This is a genomic window from Rhodococcus sp. Leaf233 (assembly GCF_001426165.1).
GTDB classification, from domain to species: domain Bacteria; phylum Actinomycetota; class Actinomycetes; order Mycobacteriales; family Mycobacteriaceae; genus Rhodococcoides; species Rhodococcoides fascians.
Window position 1 is genome coordinate 451,762 of sequence record NZ_LMRO01000012.1, and the last position, 18,244, is coordinate 470,005.

Below are 18,244 nucleotides of genomic sequence, written 5' to 3' on the forward strand. Positions count from 1 at the left end.
CGGCTGTACTGGGTGAACACGACCGAAAGACACGTGAGCGGAGAGCAGCACGATGGAATTTCTACGACCACAGACCTGGAGCGACGCGTTGGCCGCCAAAGCCGACGACGTCGACGTCGTCCCTATTCAGGGCGGCACCGACGTCATGGTCGAGATGAACTTCGACCTGCACCGGCCGGGCGGATTGCTCGACCTGAACCCGATCACCGAACTCACCGAATGGGAAGAGCTCGCCGACGGCACCCTGCGCGTCGGGGCAGGCGTGCCCTACGTCCGCATCATCGCCGAGCTCGGCGACCGGCTTCCCGGCATCGCCCAGGCCTCCCGCACCGTCGGTTCGCCGCAGATCCGCAATCGCGGCACTGTGGGCGGCAATCTCGGGGGCGCGTCACCGGCAGGCGATCTGCACGCGCCCCTGCTCGCTGCCGGCGCGACCGTGGAAGTGGAATCGGCCGAGCGCGGGGTGCGGATGATCCCTGCCACCGAGTTCTACGTCGGCGTCAAGCGCAATTCGTGCGAGCCGGACGAGTTGATCCGAGCCTTTCACGTTGCGCCGGCCGCTGGGCCGCAATACTTCTCGAAGATCGGCACCCGTAACGCGATGGTCATCGCCGTGTGCTCGTTCTCCATCGCACTGTTTCCACAGGACGGCCGCGTCGGCACCGGTCTCGGCTCCGCTGCGCCGACGCCGCGGCGGGCTTACGATGCCGAGAACTACCTCGCGGCCGAACTCGAGTGGGACGGTGCCCTCGATCCTCGGGTATCGGAGGAGTTCGGTCGGTTGGTCAGTGCGGCAGCAAGTCCCATCGACGACGTACGTGGCACAGCCGATTACCGCAAGCACGCCCTGTCCGTGATGGCCCGGCGAACGCTGGGCTGGGCATGGCGAGACCTGACAGCCGCACGGAAGGTGGCCTGAACATGCGAGTCAACTGCACCATCAACGGAAAAGACATGGAAGCCGACGACGTCTGGGAGGGCGAAAGTCTGCTGTACCTACTGCGCGAGCGCATGGGACTGCCCGGATCGAAGAACGCGTGCGAACAAGGGGAATGCGGTTCGTGCACGGTCTATCTCGACGGTATCCCGGCGTGCGCCTGCCTGGTGGCCGCCGGACAGGTCGACGGCCGCGAGATCCGTACCGTCGAAGGCCTCGCCGACGGCGACAAGCTGGACCCGATGCAGGAGGCGTTCGTCGAGTGCGGAGCCGTCCAGTGCGGCTTCTGCACCCCCGGACTCATAGTCCAGGCGCACGATCTCATCGAGCGTGTTCCCAACCCGTCGGACGTCGAGATTCGTGAGTCTCTCGCCGGAAACCTCTGCCGCTGTACGGGATACGAGAAGATTCTGGATGCAGTTCGGCTCGCTGCGACACGAAAGGCCGAGGCAAAATGACCACTGTCATCTCGGGTGCGTACATCGCACCCATCGTCGGTGACGAAATCCCGAACGGCTACCTCGTCGTCGAGGGCACCACGATCAGCGCCATCGGATCGGGCACGGCACCGATCATCCCCGGGGCCGAGACGATCGACGCCTCCGGCTGTCTCGTCACCCCCGGCCTGGTGAACACTCACCATCACCTGTACCAGTGGGCGTCCCAGGGCCTGGCCAAGGACAACACACTCTTCGAATGGCTTGTCGCACTCTACAAGCCATGGTCCAAGATGGACGCCGAGGTGGTCGGTGGCGCTGCCGCAGCCGGGCTGGGATGGCTCGCGAAATCGGGCTGTACCACCAGTACCGATCATCACTACATCTTCCCCAAGGGACGAGGCGACCTGTTCGCCGCCGAGATCGACGCGGCCCAGCGCATCGGTGTGCGGTTCCAACCGTGCCGCGGCTCGATGGACCGGGGTATGTCCGACGGCGGATTGCCGCCGGACGAGGTGGTCGAGTCGCTCGACGACATCCTCACCGCTACCTCCGACGCCATCGACACCTATCACGATGCCTCCTTCGGTTCGATGCTTCGCATCGCGGTCGCGCCGTGTTCGCCGTTCTCCATCAGCAAAGAGCTACTTGTGGAGTCCGCCGGGCTCGCCCGCGCGAAAGGTGTTCGGCTGCATACTCACTTGGCCGAGACCCTCGACGAGGAGGAGCACTGCCTGGCTCAGATGAACTGCACCCCGGTCGAATACATGGAGCAGGTCGGCTGGCTCGGTGACGACGTGTGGTTCGCCCACGCGGTGCACCTGCACGACTCCGACATCGCGAAGATGGCGGCCACCGGCACCGGCACTGCACACTGCCCGAGTTCCAATGCACGTCTGGGCGCAGGCATCGCGCGGATCTCGGACCTGCTCGCGGCCGGCGCACCCGTCGGCCTCGGTGTGGACGGTTCCGCTTCGGCCGAGATGGTGCCGCTTGCCGGCGAGGTCCGCCAGGCGATGTACATGCAGCGAGCCAAGTACGGTCCGACAGCACTGACCGCGCGTCAGGCACTCGCGATCGGAACCCTGGGCGGGGCAACGGTACTGGGCCGGCAGAGCGAGATCGGTTCGCTCGAGGTCGGCAAGCTGGCCGACATCGCAATCTGGCGCACCGATGGCTTCTACTCGGCGGTGGACGACCCAGTCGTCGCGTTCGCCTACGGGCAGACGCCACCGCTGGCTCGCTTGATGGTGGGCGGTCGAACGATCGTCGAGAACGACGTCCTGACCAGCGCCCCGCAGGACGAAATAGGCCGTGCCGGAGCCGATGCGCACCGTCGCCTCATGAAACTCGCGGAGGACGTGCTGTGAGCGCCCCGACCACTACACCCCGGCAAGTACCCGCCGATATCCCCGCCCCGGGCCGCGGTCGCGTAGGCGACAGCCCGCTCCGGCCCGACGGAACGTTGAAGGTCAAGGGCGAGTTCGCATATTCCTCGGATCTGTTCATCGACGGCATGCTCTGGGGCGCAACGCTTCGCAGCCCGCATCCGCGTGCGAAGATCGTTTCGGTCGACATCTCGAAGGCGTTGGCAACGCCCGGCGTCGAGGCGGTGCTCACCCACGACGACGTACCGGGACGCAAGTGCTTCGGACTCGACCACACGTGGGACCAGCCGGTACTGGCCTTCGACGAGGTACGGCACGAGGGTGAGCCCATTGCTCTGATCGCGGCCGATCATCCCGAAACTGCCCGGCGCGCAATGGAAAAGATCGTCGTGGTCTACGACGTGCTCGAGCCCCTGACCGACGCTCGACGCGCCGCTCTGGATCCGGACTACCCGAAGGTGCAGGAACGCGGCGGAGTCGCGCGCCATCAGCCGGTGCGCGTCGGCAACGTCGCCTCCGCCCGTGCCCGCGCGGATGTGATCGTCAGCAGCGACTTCGCCGTCGGGATCCAGGATCAGGCTTTCCTCGGACCCGAATCGGGACTGGCTGTTCCGGCCGAGGACGGCGGAATCGATCTGTACGTCGCGACCCAGTGGATGCACAACGACCTCGCCCAGATCGGCCCGTGCCTCGGACTGCCCGAGGAAAAGATCAGGATGACGCTCGCCGGTGTCGGCGGAGCATTCGGCGGGCGCGAGGACCTGTCGATGCAGATCCACGCGGCGATGCTCGCCATGCACACCGGCAAGCCCGTCAAGATCGTCTACAACCGCTACGAGTCGTTCTTCGGTCACGTGCACCGCCACCCGGCGCAGATGCACTACGAGTACGGTGCGACCAGCGACGGCAAGCTGGTGTTCGCAGACGTCGAGATCATCCTCGACGGCGGCGCGTACACCTCGGCCACCCTGAACGTCGTCGGCAATGCGGCCTCGCTCGGCGTCGGGCCGTACGTCATCCCCAACATCGAGATCGACGCGTACGGGGTGTACACGAACAATCCACCGTGCGGGGCGATGCGTGGATTCGGCGCAGTACAAGCATGTTTCGCCTACGAGTCGATGATGGACGAGCTCGGCGAAGCCTGCGGCATCGGACCGGTCGCAATCCGCCAGATCAACGCCGTCAGCCAGGGCTCGATCCTGGCGACCGGTCAGGTCATCGAAGCGCCCGCGCCGCTGGCCGAGATGCTCGCCCGAGCCGAGGCCATGGAACTGCCCGAGCCACTGGACGCGTCGGACATCCGTAATCTGCCGGGTGGGGCATCGCAGACCACCCACGGCGAAGGCGTCGTACGCGGGATCGGATACGGCGTCGGGATCAAGAACATCTGCTTCTCCGAGAACTACGACGACTACTCCACCGCCCGCGTTCGACTGGAGGTGATCGGCGGTGAGGCAACAGCATTGGTGCACACCGCTGCCGCGGAGGTGGGTCAGGGACTCGTGACGCTGGAAGCGCAGATCGCGCGCACCGAACTCGGCGTCACGAAGGTCGTCATCCACCCGGCCGACACCAAGGTCGGCAACGCGGGATCATCCTCGGCATCGCGCCAGTCGTACATGACCGGCGGTGCCGTCAAGACCGCGTGCGAGGCCGTCCGCGAGGCGGTGTTCGTCCTTGCCGGCCTGTACCTCGGGCGCGCAGTGGCCGACCTGAGCCTCGACGGCGGAAAGATCGTCTCGGCCACCGACGGCGTGCTGGCGACGATCGAGGATGTACTCGGCGACCGCGTCATCGAGCAGACGCGCGAATTCCACCATCGCCCCACCAGCGGAATGGATCCGGTGACCGGGCAGGGCGCGAGCCACACCCAGCTCGCCCTGTGTGTCCATCGCGCCGTGGTGGACGTCGACGTCGATCTCGGGCTCGTGAAGGTGGTCGAGATGGCCGCCGTCCAGGACGTCGGCAAGATCCTCAACCGACTCTCGCTCGAAGGCCAGATCCACGGCGGCACAGCCCAGGGGCTCGGTCTTGCGGTGATGGAGGAGATCGTCGTCGTCGACGGTTTGGTGAAGAACCCGTCGTTCACCGACTACCTCATCCCGACGATTCTCGACATGCCGCCCATGAAGCTGGACATCCTCGAGAATCCGGATCCATTGGCACCGTACGGTCTTCGCGGTGCAGGCGAGCCACCCACCCTCTCGTCGACGCCGGCCGTCGTCGCTGCCATCCGAAACGCCACCGGGCTCGCGTTGACGCGCGTTCCTGTTCGACCCGAACACATCATCAACCCCTGATTCATTCGACGAAACCTTCCAGGGCACAACCGCACCGACGCCAACTCCCCCGGCACGTCGGCCCGGCCCGACGCCCGGCAAGGTTGATCACGCCCTGGGAGGGCCGATCATGACCGATGTACACATACCCAGCACCCGTCGGAGCGGACGAGGTCGATCCCAGATCGACAAGTTCTTCGACATCACGGGTCGTGGCTCCACCATCTCGCGCGAGATCCGCGGTGGGGTGACCACATTCGTGGCCATGGCGTACCTGATCGTTCTCATTCCGTTGATCATCGGCGATGCCCGTGACGTCACGGGTGCGACGCTCGATGCGGCACAACTGTCGACCATGGTCGCTCTGTCCGCCGGCCTGACGACGATCCTGATGGGAGTTGTCGGTAACGCGCCCCTCGCGATGGCGGCCGGACTCGGTGTGACACCCATCGTGGTGTTCCAGGCTGCGCCGTACATGACGTGGCCGCAGGCGATGGGTCTCGTCGTGCTCGAAGGCGTGGTCATCGTCGTCTTCGCACTCACCGGGGTCCGGCAGCTCATCATGGACGCAATTCCCCTGGTGCTCAAGCAGGCGATCGGGGTCGGCATCGGTGCGTTCATCGCCCTTATCGGATTGGTCGACGCCGGTTTCGTCGGTCATCACGAAACCGCCTCCACTGCAGTTACTCTCGGCACGTTCGGCAAGTTGGCCGGGTGGCCCGTGTTCGTGTTCTGCGTCGGTCTGATCCTGATGATCATGTTGTTCGTCCGCCGAGTGCCCGGTGCGATGCTGATCGGGATCTTCGTCGCCACCAATCTGGCGATCGTACTCAATGCCGTCTTCGACATCGATCCGAAGGCGTGGGGGCCGGTGGTGCCCAAGGTGCCCGATTCCATCGTCGCCACACCACAATTCGATCTGTTGTTCAACGTCGACTTGTTCGGCGGGTTCGCCCGAGCAGGTGTCGTGACGGCCTCGGTCGTCTTGTTCACGCTCGTACTCTCCGGATTCTTCGACGCCATGGGCACTATCCTCGGAGTGGGGGAAGAGGCAGGCCTGGTCGACAAACAGGGCAAGATGCCAGGGTTGAGCCGCATTCTGACCGTCGACGGCATCGGAGCCATCGTCGGCGGTGCGATCAACGGTTCGGCGAACACAGCTGTGGTGGAATCCGCGGCCGGCGTGACCGAGGGTGCCAGAACCGGTCTCGCCAGTATCGTGACCGGTGGCATGCTGACGAGTTTGATCTTCTTCACGCCACTGGCGGGGGTCGTACCGGTGGGTGCAGCCGCTCCCGCTCTGGTTCTGGTCGGTGCACTGATGATGACGCACGTACGCAAGATCGATTGGCAGAACACCGATATCGCGATTCCTGCCTTCCTGACGATCGTGCTGATGCCCTTCACGTATTCGATCACCGTCGGAGTCGCCGCTGGCGTCATTGCATACACCGTCGTCCGGCTCGCCAAAGGCAAAGCACGCGAGACGCATTGGCTGCTGTACCTGATGTCGGGGATCTTCCTGATCTATTTCGCCCTGCACCCCATCGAAGAAGCGTTGGGAATCTCGTAACGTGAAAGAGATCGTCGATCGTCTGACCGCCTGGGACCACGCAGGTGTTCCTTACGCGGTGGCGACGGTCATCGCGGTATCCGGAAGTGCCCCTCGGCTTCCGGGTGCCGCGATGGCGGTCAGCGCCGACGGCGAGGCAGTCGGCAGTGTCTCCGGTGGCTGCGTCGAAGGCGCGGTGTACGAGCTGTGTCGCGAGGTTCTCGAAACCGGCGAGTCCAAGCGAGAGTCGTTCGGCTACAGCGACGTCGACGCTTTTGCGGTCGGGCTGACTTGTGGAGGTGAGATCGAGGTGTTCGTGCGCCTCGGGCCTCCGCGAGCAGTGTTGGCAGCCGTTGCGTCGGACACTGCAGTGGCGACGGTGACGATGCTCGCCGGGGCCGGGCAGTCGCTTGCGGTCTCGTCCTCGGCAACCATGGGCACGACCGGTTTTTCGGACGTCGATGCAGTTGTAGTCGGCGAGGCGTTGGCGATGCTGGACTCCGGGGGTACCGGCATCCGCTCGGTGCGGTGCCGGCCGGATCTCGAGGTGTTCGTGCAGTCCTACGCCACCGCCCCGCGGCTGCTGATCTTCGGAGCCATCGATTACGCCGCAGCGCTGGCGCGTGTCGGAAAGTTTCTCGGATACCACGTCACGGTCTGTGATGCTCGACCCGTATTCGCGACTGCTGCACGATTTCCCGATGCCGACGAGGTGGTCACCGAATGGCCGCACAGCTACTTGGCACGTACGACTCTCGATGCCCGCACGGTGATCTGCGTACTCACTCACGACGCCAAGTTCGATGTGCCGTTGCTGGAGGTGGCTTTGAGGCTGCCCGTCGCATTCGTAGGCGCTATGGGATCGCGCAGGACCCACGACGATCGCGCGGCCCGGTTGCGTGAGGTGGGGTTGACCGAGCAGGAGCTCGCACGCTTGAAGTCGCCCATCGGCTTGGACTTGGGAGCCCGAACGCCCGAGGAAACTGCGCTGGCCATCGCGGCGGAATTCGTCGCGGCCAGACGCGGGGGTAGTGCGCTCCCATTGACACACACCGCCGGCCCGATCCACCACGACGCCGAGACTGCGAAATACGCTTAGGCCCACATCACACCCCACGCACTCCACCCGGACCGAACAGAGTGCCTGCTCACAGGCTCGAGTTGGGCAAATCCGTTTCTTGTCGGTAGGTCGAGATACGCTTTCCCCAGTTCGAACGCATGTTCTGAACTGGGGTCACCGGGGGGTGAAAAGAATGGCTGCACCAGTGGTGTCGTTGGATGCGTTGATCACTGCCGCGCGGGAAGAGAATCGGCATGCGGCCCGAAAGATCGCTGCCTGCTACGACTTCCACCTCACCTGCATCGCGCAGGATGCGAAGCATCGGCAGTCTCCGCCACTGTCGCGGAGGCTTACGTGTCCGTCGGCGTGGCACTGCACACCCGGCTTCCTCTGCTGAAAAAAGCATTCGAGGCCGGTGACATCGACCTCCCCCGCGTACGTACGGTGAGCCGGATCCTCGACAACCTCTCCGACGACATCGTCAAGTCCGTCGAGGGCGACATCGTCGAGGCGGCCCGACGGTCGTCACCGGGTCCACTGGAAAGAGAGATCTGGGACATCCTGCTGCGCGTCGCACCCGACGAAGCGGCGGCACTACGAGAATTCGCCAAACGATTCCGCACCGTCACCTATAGTCCCGCCGGCGAATTGGCCCGCATCCGAGCAGAATTGACCGCCCCCGAAGCCGCAGCCGCATGGCAGCTCCTGGAGGAAATGGCCGACACGGTCTGCCCGAAAGATCCGCGCGGTAAGCAGGAACGACTGTGTGATGCCTTCATGGCGCGAATGCACGGAGAACCCAGGCTGACATGCCTGTGCCAACGCCCAGGCTGCCCGAAGACCGAGACCGAGACCGTATTGCCGGATCGTCAGGTGCCGTTGACGATGATCACCGTCGACATCGAAGACCACCCGAATCACCCTGCCCGCCAAAGGAACAGCCGTACCTATCCTCGGCAACGACCTCCGGCCCTGTATCCCCACCAAACCCAGACGATCCGGCATCATCGCCTACCCCGACCCACCCGACAATCTCGAGCCGGAGCCGGTGCCGGACCCAAATGGCGAAGGACCGCCACCATTTTGAACGGGTCACACCAAGAAGAGAGGTCTATCGCGACAGCAATCTACCCGTCGAAAATTCCGAACCTGCGATCCACGACCGTCGCACCACACCCGACAATCCCAGCCGATCGTAGGCACTCACCGGGTTGCGGTGGTACAGCCGATCCACGTCGACGGTGAACGTCTCGTCGGGCGCGAACACCACAAGATCTGCTGCGCAACCGATTTCGATCCGTCCTCGATCGGACAATCCCACTTGATCGGCCGTGTTCGATGCCATCCACCGCACGACATCGGTCAACCCGAACCCACGGGTGCGCGCTTCGGTCCACACCGCAGCAAGCGAGACCTGCAACGACGCAATCCCACCCCAGGCATCGCCGAAGTCACCGGTGTCGAATCGCTTGAGGTCGGGCGTGCAGGGGGAGTGGTCGGTGACGATGGTGTCGATCGTGCCGTCGTGCAGACCCTGCCACAACGCCTCCCGATTTCCGGCCTCGCGAATCGGCGGGCAACACTTGAACTCTGTCGCTCCTGCCGGCACTGCTTCCGCATCGAAACACAGGTAGTGCGGGCAGGTTTCGACGGTCAGCCGCACCCCGTCCCGCTTCGCCGCCGCGATCATCGGCAACGCATCGGCACTCGACAGATGCAGAATATGCACCCGACAACCAGTCCGACGAGACACCTCGATCACCTGCTCGATGGCACGGTTCTCGGCCGCACGTGGACGCGATTCCAAGAAGCCCGAGTACTCACGGCCTGTCGCCGTCGGTGCCTCGGCTATCACCTCGGCGTTCTCGGCATGCACGATCATCAGCCCGTCGAACGACGCGATCCCGATCAGCGCCTTCTCCAGTTCCGGCAGCGTCAGCGGCGGAAACTCGTCCACGCCCGACGCCAACAGGAAGCACTTGAAACCGAAGACTCCTGCGTCGTGCAGGGGTCGCAGCTGCTCGACGTTTCCGGGAACTGCCCCACCCCAGAATCCGACGTTGACGACCGACTTCTCGACCGCCACCCGGCGCTTGATCTCCAACGCCTCGACGTCGACCGTCGGCGGAATGCTGTTGAGCGGCATGTCGACGATGGTCGTGATCCCTCCCGCGGCCGCAGCTCGAGTTGCGCTGGCGAAGCCTTCCCATTCGGTTCGACCCGGATCGTTGACGTGCACATGGGTGTCGACCAGCCCGGGCAGCAACACCTCGTCCGGTCCGAGCTCGACCACCGTCGTCGCAGATACGCCGGCATCCAGGGAGTCGATTGCGACGATCCGGCCGTTCGAGACAGACACAGTCGCCGCCACCTCACGCCCATCGATCACCGCGCGGGCAGCCCGAATGACCAGATCAGACTGCACTGGAGGCACTCTGGAGCTCGGCGGATTTCCATGCGACATCTGCCGCGTCGAGGGCATCGGCGTCCAGTTCGCCGAACAGTCGCAATCGGGACAAGCCGCCGTCGGGATACACGTCGAGCCGCAGGTGTGTGTAGGCCTCGGTCGCGTTGAGCAGGAAGCGGTGACGCGTGTCCGGTTGGACCGCGGTGCGCGCAAGGATCTCGGTCCACGCCGTCGGGTCGGAGGTGTGTCGGCGACGAGAATCGATGGCGCTGAGCCGAACCCACCCCGGGGCGTTGCCGACGTAGTAGCTGGTGTCGACCTCGACGAAACGTGGAGCGCCAGCTGCCGCAAGCTCGAACACTGCGAAGTCGTTGCCGCCGCCACGCCGGCGGGAGTTCTCCCAGCCCTCACCCATGTTGCGTGCCCGCCCGGGCAGGATGATGTTGGCGGGGGAAGAGTAGAAGGCATCGGAGCAGTCGGTGAGCCTGGCACCGTTCTCGGCGGCGAGCAGATCGATGGTGCCGCCGAGGAAGCGCGGATCCTGCACAACCTCACCGTGCACACGGAACCGGGCCACACCGCCGTCGGGATAGATCGACAGACGCACATGCGTCCACCGGTGCCGATCGGCTACCTCGTAGGTATTGGCTGTGTCCCCCACTGCCGCAGACTTGTCGACGATGGTGTGCCACTCCGTCTTCAGGACATCGTCGATGGACGGGTAACCCTCGATCGACGCGGCTTCGACGGAGACGAACGGCGGGTAGTTTCCGGTGAAGTGTGCGGTGTCTACGACTACACCGTGGACGATTCCCGGCGCACCGAGCCGTACGATCGCCCAGTCGTGGCCACCCTCGTCACGGCGACGCCGAGTTTCCCACCCGTCGTACACCTTTCCCTTGTGGCCGAAGTCCGCCGGATCGAACAGCGGGGCGTCGGGCTTGATCAGGTTCTCGCGCTGCGCGAACAGTTCGTCGTTCGCCGCCGAGACGCTGCCGCCGAGTGCCCGCGATGCGAGATCGGTCAGCGAGGTGAAATGCGTGGTGCTCATGAGATTCCTTCCAAAATGTGAGTGGTGGCCATCGTTTTCCCTACATCGTGGAGCAGCGTGGCCGCGTCGCGCATGGAGATTCGAGGGTCCGGCTCGAGATCGGACAATGCGTAGGAGGCGACTACCCCGTGGCTGCGCAGCCGGTCCAGGTCGATGACGCTGCGCCCGGCCACGGTGATCACCGGAACACCCGCTTCGCGCGCCGCGTGCGCGACTCCGATGGGTGCCTTGCCGTAGAGGCTCTGCTCGTCGAGTGAACCCTCGCCGGTGACGACCAGATCGGCCGACGCCAGAGCGCTGCCGAAGTCGATCAGCTCGAGCACCGTCTCGATCCCTGGCTTGGCAACCGCGCCGAGTACAGCCATGGCACCGAACGAAGTACCACCTGCTGCGCCGGTGCCGGAAAGCCCACTGACATCCCGGCCGATTGCGTTGCGCACCAAATGCGCCCACTGCCGCATCCCGTGTTCCAGATACAGCCGCTCCTGAGGTCCGGCACCCTTCTGTGGTCCGTACACCGCTGCTGCTCCGGTAGGACCGAGCAACGGATTGTCGACATCGCACGCCAACTCGAACACCGCATTCCGAGCCGACGGCAGCAAGCCGCTCAGATCGAGGTGCACCGCACCGCGCAACGCACCACCGCCGCGCGCAACGTCTTTGCCCTCGGCATCGAGGATGCGCGCCCCAAGCGCAATAAGCATTCCCGCGCCGCCGTCTGTGGACGCGCTGCCCCCGAGCCCGACGACGATACGCCGCGCACCGGAAACAGAGCCGGCGCCGAGAGCATGCGCGATGACAGTCCCCAGCCCGAACGTGCTGGCTCCCAGCGCATCCGGCCGTCCGTCCGGCAGGAGCTCGAGTCCGACGGCAGATGCCAGTTCGACGACGGCGGTATCACCGCGACGGGCATACGACGTATCGACCGGCTCACCGGTCGGGCCCGAGCACGTGACTGCGATCCGGTCCCATCCGGCGGCAACGGCTGCGTCGACGGTGCCGTCACCCCCATCGGCGACCGGCAGGCACACCGTCTCGAGGGACGCATCGCCCGCGACCAGACCTTCGGCCAACGCCCGAGCGACCCCGGCCGCGGACAGCGAACCCTTGAACTTGTCGGGAGCCAGCAGAATTCGCGTCATCTCTAGTCCAGCAGAAGCAGAGCGGTAGGTGCGTCCGCCGACGTGTTGGCCAGTTCCTCGAACTCACCGACGTTGTCGATCTCCGTGCCCATCGAGATGTTGGTGACCCGTTCGAGGATGATCTCCACGACAACGGGAACCTTGTGCTCGTTGGCCAGAGTCCTGGCCCGCACGAGTGCCTCACCGATGAGCTCGGGCTCGGTGACGCGAAGTGCTTTGCAGCCCAGTCCTTCAGCTACCTGCACATGGTCGACGCCATAGCCCTTGGGGATACCGGGCTGAGTGTCCAACGTGTCCTGGTGGTTGATGTTGTCGAATCCCAGCTGCACGCAGAAGTCCATGTCGAACGCGCGCTGCGCCTGCCGGATCAGCCCGAGGTACGAGTTGTTCACCACCACATGCACGTACGGCAGATTGAACTGCGCACCGACGGCCAGCTCCTCGATCATGAACTGGAAGTCGTAATCTCCGGACAGTGCAACGACATTCGTAGTCGGATCTGCGGCCACCGCCCCGAGCGCCGCGGGGATGGTCCAGCCGAGCGGGCCGGCCTGCCCACAATTGATCCAGTTGCGAGGGGAGTACACGTGCAGGAACTGACCGCCCGCGATCTGCGAGAGCCCGATGGTGCTGATGTAGCGGGTATCGCGATCGAAGACCTTGTTCATCTCCTCGTAGACGCGCTGGGGCTTGATCGGCACGTTGTCGAAGTGGGTGCGCCGATGCATCGTGCGCTTGCGGGTTGCGCAGTCGTCGACCCAACCGGACAGATCGCGCAGTGACTCTGCAGCACGACGCTCTTCGGCGACTGCGACGAACTGCTCGAGGGCTGCCTTGGCGTCGGAGATGATGCCGTAGTCGGGCGCGAAGACGCGTCCGATCTGGGTCGGCTCGATGTCCACGTGGACGAACTTCCGGCCCTTGCGGTAGGTGTCCAAGCCCCCGGTATGCCGGTTGGCCCAACGGTTTCCGATGCCGAGTACGAAGTCCGAGGCCAGCAGCGTTGCGTTGCCGTATCGGTGCGCGGTCTGCAGACCGACCATGCCTGCGGCGAGGCGGTGATCGTCTGGAATGGTGCCCCATCCCATCAGAGTCGGGATGACCGGCACGTCGAGGATCTCGGCGAGCTGCACGAGCAGATCCGACGCATCGGCGTTGATGATTCCGCCGCCGGCCACGATCAACGGGCGCTCGGCAGCCAGAAGCATGTCGATGGCCTTCTCAGCCTGAGCACGCGAGGCGACGGGCTTGTGCACGGGCAGCGACTGGTACGTGTCGGGATCGAAGTCGATCTCGGCCAGCTGCACGTCGATGGGCAGATCGATCAGGACCGGACCGGGGCGACCGGACCGCATCAGATGGAACGCCTGCGCGAAGGCCCCGGGAACCTGGGCCGGTTCGAGCACCGTCATCGCCATCTTGGTGACGGGTGCCGCGATCGACGCGATGTCGACGGCCTGGAAGTCTTCCTTGTGCAGCCGCGCGACCGGGGCCTGCCCGGTGATGGCAAGGATCGGAATCGAGTCTGCCATGGCCGAATACAGCCCGGTGATCATGTCGGTACCGGCCGGACCGGAGGTGCCGATACAGATGCCGATGTTCCCCGGTGCGGCCCGGGTGAAGCCCTCAGCCATGTGTGAGGCACCTTCGACGTGGCGGGCCAGCACGTGGCGGATGCCGCCGTGATTGCGCATCGACGCGTAGAACGGGTTGATCGCTGCACCGGGTAGGCCGAATGCGGTTGTTGCACCTTCGAGTTCGAGAATCTTCACTGCGGCATCTGCCGCGCGCATCCTGGCCATGTCAGTTGTCCTTGCTTGTGATCGGGGAACCCGAGAGGCGAGCGACACCGCGGTACAGTGCCGAATGATCCAGTCCACCATCGCCGTTGGCGCGGGCGGAGGCCATCAGCTGTGCCAGCACCGCGCCCATGGGAATCACGACGCCCGCTTCACGCGCAGCCGAAGTGACGATGCCGAGATCCTTGTGGTGCAGGTCGATGCGGAATCCGGGCTCGAACGACCGGTCGAGCATCTTCTGGGCCTTCTGGTTCAGCACGGCCGAACCGGCGAGGCCGCCGCCGAGAACCTCCACCGACGCTGCCAGATCGACGCCGTAGGCCTCGAGGAATGCGATCGCCTCCGCGAGCACCTGAATGTTGCCGGCCACGATCAGCTGGTTGGCCGCCTTGACCGTCTGACCGGAACCGCTCGGACCCACGTGTACGACGGTCTTTCCGACGACGTCGAGAATCGGCTTGGCCGTGGCGAAGTCGTCTGCGGTGCCACCGACCATGATCGACAGAGTCGCGTTCTCGGCACCGGCCTGTCCACCGGAGACCGGGGCATCGAGGATTCGGAAGCCGCGCGCGGACGCGTCGGCCGCCAAGGTTGCGGTGACGTCGGGACGGATGCTGGAGAAGTCGATGATCAGCGCGTCGCGTCGCGCATTGTCGAACACCCCGCCTTCACCGGCGAGAACGTCCTGCACATCGGGGGAGTCGGGGACCATGATCGCGACGATGTCGGCGTCGTGGACGGCCTTGGCGATCGAATCGGCAGCGGTGCCGCCGGCCTCGACCAGAGGACCCGTGCGATCGGGGGTCAGGTTGTAGCCGACCACCTGGTGGCCTGCCTTGGCGAGGTGAACGGACATGGGACTGCCCATGATTCCGAGGCCGATGAATGCAATGGTGCTCATGAGAAATCCCTACTTGGTAGTGGTGGCCAGTTCGAGCCACGCGAACGGATCCGGCTGGGTGGCCTTGTATTCGAGTCCGACGTAGCCGTCGTAACCCCGTGCTGCGAGACCGGTGAGCTGCCCGCCGAGATCGAGGCTGCCGGTTCCCGGCTCACCGCGGCCCGGGGAGTCGGCGATCTGTACGTGCCCGATCAGGTCGTGGTGGGCCTCGAGCGCTGCGGGAACGTCGTCTCCGTTGACGGCGAGGTGGTAGAGGTCGGCGAGCAGGCGGAGGTTGTGTACGTCCTGCTCGCGGGCAACGCGCTTGATGGTCGCGACGGCACCGGCGGCGGACTTCAGCGGATAGGCGGGTGCGCCGCTGACCGGCTCCACCAGGACGACGCCGCCGATCTTCGCGGCGGCTCTGCCTGCGGCGGCCAGGTTCTCGATCGCGACCTCGTCCTGATCCAGCGGATCCACACCGTCGATGCGGTTGCCGTACAGGGCGTTGAAGGCGCGGGTGCGCAGCTGCTCACCGATTCCGACGGTGACGTCGATGTTGTCGCGGAACGCCTGCTTCTGCGCCGGATCGGAGAGAATTCCGCGATCACCGGCCGGCATGTCTCCTGCGGCGAAGTTCAGGCCGGTCAGCTGTACGCCCGCATCGCGGACGGACGACACGAATGCATCGACGTCGGCATCGGACGGGACCGGGTTCGAGAACGGCCACCAGAATTCGACGGCCTCGAAGCCGGCGTCGCGGGCACGCTGCGGGCGATCGAGGAGGGGGATATCGGTGAAGAGGATCGAACAGTTGACGGTGTACTGGAGTCGAGAATCAGCAAAGATATTCATGCGCAGTGCCTTTCAGTTCTGAGGTTGCGGCAGTCCGCGGTATCGACGCCAGCTGCCGGCATAGGTGATGTCGGTCAGCTCGTCCGGTTGCGCGTCGAGCACCCCGGGGCGGAGACCGACGCCGAGGACGGAACGCCCGTCCTCGAGCGCAACCACGGTGAGCTCGAGCTCCGGCGGTTCGTCCGGGAGGAATGCCGTACGGATGTCGTCGAGCGGAATGTCGTACAGCTCTCCCTCGATGGCCGCGCCGGCGGTGTGGTCGAGCAGCAGCGCCGGGAATTCGTCCCGCACGGAGAAGAACCGGTAGTTGGGTGTGGTGCGCACTGTCCCCACGAACGGGTGGGACGAGACGTTGTGGTGCAGGCTGCCACCGCGCATTGCGCCACCGTTGCAGAAGAGTTCCGTCATGAAGTGGTGCCTCCTAGGGGACGACTATTCATAGCTAAAGTCCGTCATACGGAATATTGATTCCGTATTGTGTTTCGAGTGTGGCGTGCACCACGTAGCTCTGTCAAGACCCGTACGCCCAGGCAGCCCTTGCGAACCGCCGAATTCCGCAGTGCAGCAACACTGGAAGGCTCGACATGGACTGCCATGAATCAACCCTTGACAGTCGGTGTGATCGGTGTCACGCTCGATTGGTGGAATCAACATTTCGTAATACGGAATCAGAGTCACACGGAGCCGTTGCGGATCTGAACACGGCCTCCGAGACAGATGCGGTACGCACGCTCTCGCTCTGCCTCGACGTGCCTCGCTGGGTCGAGGGAGTTCTGAGCGCCCGCCCGTTCACCGACATGCAGGCCCTGCGTCACGCCGTTCATCACGCTGCCGCACCCTTGACAGCCGACGAAGTACACCGCGCACTTGCGGTACATCCGCGCATCGGCGAGAAACCCGACAATCACGATGCAAGTGCGGACTACGCGAGCGCCGAACAATCCGGCGTCGACGTCTCCGACGCGAGCGTCGAACATCGGCTACGAGCGGGAAATCTGGCCTACGAGAACCGCTTCGGGCAGGTGTTCCTGATCAGGGCGGCCGGCCGGGATGCCGACGCAGTTCTCGACGCTTTGCAGACCAGGCTCGGCAACGACCCCGAGACCGAGGCAGCCGTCGTCGAACACGAACTGCGGGAGATCGCCGAGATTCGCGCAACGGGAAGCCTCGGCGATGCCTGACCCGAGGAGCCACGTGACCGCCCACGTACTCGATGCGGCGAGAGGCGTTCCTGCGCAGGGTGTCTCGATCGTCCTTGCCGATCACCACGGTATCCACGTTGCCGACGCCGTCACCGATGAGCAGGGCAGGGTCGGAGCGCTCGGCCCCACCGAACTGACGCCGGGCACCTACCGGCTCACCTTCGCAACTGGCGCGTATTTCGCGGCCCAGCACACCGAATGCTTTCACCCCGAGGTGGTCGTCACTTTCGAGATCACCGCACCCGACCAGCACTACCACATCCCACTTCTGTTGAGCCCGTTCGCATTCACCACCTATCGAGGGAGCTAGAACCCATGACCATCGTGCTCGGAGCAAACCAGTACGGCAAGGCCGAATGCAGGCTCGTCCGCATCGACCGCGAGACGCCCCGCCACCGGATCACCGACGTCAGCGTCACCTCCCAGCTGCGCGGCGACCTCGACGCCGTCCACATCGAGGGCGACAACGCACACGTCGTTGCCACCGACACCCAGAAGAACACCGTCTACGCCTTCGCCCGCGACGGCATCGGTGCGATCGAGAACTTCGCACTTCGTCTCGGCTCGCACTTCACCGGCAACTTCGATTGGATCACCGGTGGGCGCTGGGAAATCGAGCAGTACCAGTGGTCGCGTATCGCAAAAGGTGAAGCAGGAGTGGAGCCTGCGGAACGACCCGGTTCGAACGGATACGACCACTCGTTCGTCAAGGCGAGCGACGAGAAGCGGAACACCATCGTCACCGTCGATGGCGAGAACATTTCCATCGTCTCCGGAATCAGCGACCTCGTCGTATTGAACTCGACGGCGTCCGAGTTCTGGGGTTATCCGAAGGACCGCTACACCACATTGAAGGAAACCACCGACCGAATCCTCGCGACGTCGGTCAGCGCCCGCTGGCGGTACCTCACTACCGAGCTCGATTTCGACAAGACCTTCGACGACGTCCGTTCGATCATGCTCGACGCCTTCGCATCGACTCACTCTCTTGCGTTGCAGCAGAGCCTGTTCCAGATGGGAAAGCAAGTACTCGAGGCGCATCCCGAGATCGGCGAGATCAAGTTCTCGATGCCCAACATTCATCACTTCCTTGTCGATCTGGAGCCGTTCGGACTCGACAACCCCGGTGAGGTCTTCTATGTCGCGGATCGCCCCTACGGTCTGATCGAGGCCACAGTGGAACGTGACGATGCCCCGGACGCAGGCCGCGCCTGGGATACCGTTCCCGGATTCTGCTAGGAGCGCGGCCATG

General features: G+C 64.6%; 17 protein-coding genes and 1 pseudogene. 10 read left to right on the forward strand and 8 right to left on the reverse strand.

Features of this window, described 5'->3' with window-relative positions; all coding sequences use genetic code 11:
- Positions 1-52: 52 nt before the first annotated feature.
- From ASH04_RS21820 to ASH04_RS21845, 6 genes are all read left to right on the forward strand, one after another.
- Complete coding sequence (locus ASH04_RS21820; protein WP_032385149.1) at positions 53-919, forward strand: FAD binding domain-containing protein; 867 nt, start codon at positions 53-55, stop codon at positions 917-919.
- Positions 920-921: 2 nt separating this feature from the next.
- On the forward strand, positions 922-1,395 hold the full coding sequence (locus ASH04_RS21825; protein ID WP_057474516.1) for a (2Fe-2S)-binding protein: 474 nt from the start codon (positions 922-924) through the stop codon (positions 1,393-1,395).
- Positions 1,392-2,744: an 8-oxoguanine deaminase gene (locus tag ASH04_RS21830; protein ID WP_057474517.1), complete on the forward strand. Its 1,353-nt coding sequence runs from the start codon at positions 1,392-1,394 to the stop codon at positions 2,742-2,744. Before ASH04_RS21825 ends, ASH04_RS21830 begins: the two co-directional genes overlap by 4 nt.
- Positions 2,741-5,065 carry a xanthine dehydrogenase family protein molybdopterin-binding subunit gene (locus ASH04_RS21835; RefSeq protein WP_235580064.1) on the forward strand — a complete coding sequence of 775 codons (2,325 nt, stop codon included), beginning with the start codon at positions 2,741-2,743 and terminating at the stop codon, positions 5,063-5,065. Before ASH04_RS21830 ends, ASH04_RS21835 begins: the two co-directional genes overlap by 4 nt.
- A gap of 109 nt (positions 5,066-5,174) precedes the next feature.
- A complete protein-coding gene (locus ASH04_RS21840) occupies positions 5,175-6,617 on the forward strand; it encodes an NCS2 family permease (protein WP_057474518.1) in 1,443 nt (480 codons plus the stop codon).
- 1 nt (position 6,618) lies between these two features.
- A complete protein-coding gene (locus ASH04_RS21845) occupies positions 6,619-7,695 on the forward strand; it encodes an XdhC family protein (protein ID WP_057474519.1) in 1,077 nt (358 codons plus the stop codon).
- A 49-nt stretch (positions 7,696-7,744) separates the two neighbouring features.
- On the opposite strand, the gene ASH04_RS26820 is transcribed toward ASH04_RS21845, so the two are convergent.
- A complete protein-coding gene (locus ASH04_RS26820) occupies positions 7,745-7,978 on the reverse strand; it encodes a hypothetical protein (RefSeq protein WP_162247562.1) in 234 nt (77 codons plus the stop codon).
- On the opposite strand from ASH04_RS26820, the pseudogene ASH04_RS27625 reads away from it, so the two are divergent.
- Positions 7,954-8,502 (forward strand): annotated as a pseudogene (locus ASH04_RS27625) (DUF222 domain-containing protein); the annotation flags it as partial. The gene ASH04_RS26820 and the pseudogene ASH04_RS27625 sit on opposite strands and share 25 nt — an antisense overlap.
- A gap of 265 nt (positions 8,503-8,767) precedes the next feature.
- Here ASH04_RS27625 and allB read toward each other — a convergent pair.
- From allB to ASH04_RS21885, 7 genes are read right to left on the reverse strand one after another with little or no spacing between them, the layout of a single operon-like run.
- Positions 8,768-10,120 carry an allantoinase AllB gene (gene allB / locus ASH04_RS21855; RefSeq protein ID WP_057474521.1) on the reverse strand — a complete coding sequence of 451 codons (1,353 nt, stop codon included), beginning with the start codon at positions 10,118-10,120 and terminating at the stop codon, positions 8,768-8,770.
- Positions 10,071-11,114, reverse strand: a complete 1,044-nt coding sequence (gene alc, locus ASH04_RS21860) for an allantoicase (protein WP_057474522.1) — start codon at positions 11,112-11,114, stop codon at positions 10,071-10,073. The genes allB and alc overlap by 50 nt, the downstream gene beginning before the upstream one ends.
- Complete coding sequence (locus tag ASH04_RS21865; protein WP_057474523.1) at positions 11,111-12,256, reverse strand: glycerate kinase; 1,146 nt, start codon at positions 12,254-12,256, stop codon at positions 11,111-11,113. Before ASH04_RS21865 ends, alc begins: the two co-directional genes overlap by 4 nt.
- A gap of 2 nt (positions 12,257-12,258) precedes the next feature.
- The gene (gene gcl / locus ASH04_RS21870) at positions 12,259-14,058 is read right to left on the reverse strand and encodes a glyoxylate carboligase (RefSeq protein ID WP_057474524.1); all 1,800 of its coding nucleotides are present in this window, start codon (positions 14,056-14,058) and stop codon (positions 12,259-12,261) included.
- 1 nt (position 14,059) lies between these two features.
- Complete coding sequence (locus ASH04_RS21875) at positions 14,060-14,956, reverse strand: 2-hydroxy-3-oxopropionate reductase (protein WP_057474525.1); 897 nt, start codon at positions 14,954-14,956, stop codon at positions 14,060-14,062.
- 9 nt (positions 14,957-14,965) lie between these two features.
- Positions 14,966-15,790 (reverse strand): hydroxypyruvate isomerase family protein, encoded by an 825-nt coding sequence (locus tag ASH04_RS21880; protein ID WP_057474526.1) that lies wholly within the window; start codon positions 15,788-15,790, stop codon positions 14,966-14,968.
- A gap of 12 nt (positions 15,791-15,802) precedes the next feature.
- Positions 15,803-16,198, reverse strand: coding sequence for an allophanate hydrolase-related protein (locus ASH04_RS21885; protein WP_032385160.1), 396 nt, complete (start codon positions 16,196-16,198; stop codon positions 15,803-15,805).
- 233 nt (positions 16,199-16,431) lie between these two features.
- On the opposite strand from ASH04_RS21885, the gene uraD reads away from it, so the two are divergent.
- Genes uraD through pucL form a run of 3 tightly spaced genes read left to right on the forward strand, consistent with a single transcriptional unit; the run spans position 16,432 to position 18,231 of the window.
- Complete coding sequence (gene uraD / locus ASH04_RS21890; RefSeq protein ID WP_235580065.1) at positions 16,432-16,971, forward strand: 2-oxo-4-hydroxy-4-carboxy-5-ureidoimidazoline decarboxylase; 540 nt, start codon at positions 16,432-16,434, stop codon at positions 16,969-16,971.
- Positions 16,964-17,302, forward strand: a complete 339-nt coding sequence (gene uraH, locus ASH04_RS21895) for a hydroxyisourate hydrolase (RefSeq protein ID WP_057474527.1) — start codon at positions 16,964-16,966, stop codon at positions 17,300-17,302. Before uraD ends, uraH begins: the two co-directional genes overlap by 8 nt.
- 5 nt (positions 17,303-17,307) lie before the next feature.
- A complete protein-coding gene (pucL, locus tag ASH04_RS21900; RefSeq protein ID WP_057474528.1) occupies positions 17,308-18,231 on the forward strand; it encodes a factor-independent urate hydroxylase in 924 nt (307 codons plus the stop codon).
- Positions 18,232-18,244 lie beyond the last annotated feature (13 nt).

Bases quoted from the DNA above. Each gene is read 5' to 3' on its own strand.
- ASH04_RS21820 (WP_032385149.1), top strand. From the start codon at position 53: ATGGAATTTCTACGACCACAGACCTGGAGCGACGCGTTGGCCGCCAAA.
- ASH04_RS21840 (WP_057474518.1), top strand. From the start codon at position 5,175: ATGACCGATGTACACATACCCAGCACCCGTCGGAGCGGACGAGGTCGA.
- ASH04_RS21865 (WP_057474523.1), bottom strand. From the start codon at position 12,256: ATGACGCGAATTCTGCTGGCTCCCGACAAGTTCAAGGGTTCGCTGTCC.
- allB (WP_057474521.1), bottom strand. From the start codon at position 10,120: ATGTCGCATGGAAATCCGCCGAGCTCCAGAGTGCCTCCAGTGCAGTCT.
- pucL (WP_057474528.1), top strand. From the start codon at position 17,308: ATGACCATCGTGCTCGGAGCAAACCAGTACGGCAAGGCCGAATGCAGG.
- ASH04_RS21830 (WP_057474517.1), top strand. From the start codon at position 1,392: ATGACCACTGTCATCTCGGGTGCGTACATCGCACCCATCGTCGGTGAC.
- ASH04_RS21885 (WP_032385160.1), bottom strand. From the start codon at position 16,198: ATGACGGAACTCTTCTGCAACGGTGGCGCAATGCGCGGTGGCAGCCTG.
- gcl (WP_057474524.1), bottom strand. From the start codon at position 14,058: ATGGCCAGGATGCGCGCGGCAGATGCCGCAGTGAAGATTCTCGAACTC.
- ASH04_RS21875 (WP_057474525.1), bottom strand. From the start codon at position 14,956: ATGAGCACCATTGCATTCATCGGCCTCGGAATCATGGGCAGTCCCATG.
- ASH04_RS21825 (WP_057474516.1), top strand. From the start codon at position 922: ATGCGAGTCAACTGCACCATCAACGGAAAAGACATGGAAGCCGACGAC.
- ASH04_RS21880 (WP_057474526.1), bottom strand. From the start codon at position 15,790: ATGAATATCTTTGCTGATTCTCGACTCCAGTACACCGTCAACTGTTCG.
- uraH (WP_057474527.1), top strand. From the start codon at position 16,964: ATGCCTGACCCGAGGAGCCACGTGACCGCCCACGTACTCGATGCGGCG.
- alc (WP_057474522.1), bottom strand. From the start codon at position 11,114: ATGAGCACCACGCATTTCACCTCGCTGACCGATCTCGCATCGCGGGCA.
- ASH04_RS26820 (WP_162247562.1), bottom strand. From the start codon at position 7,978: ATGCTTCGCATCCTGCGCGATGCAGGTGAGGTGGAAGTCGTAGCAGGC.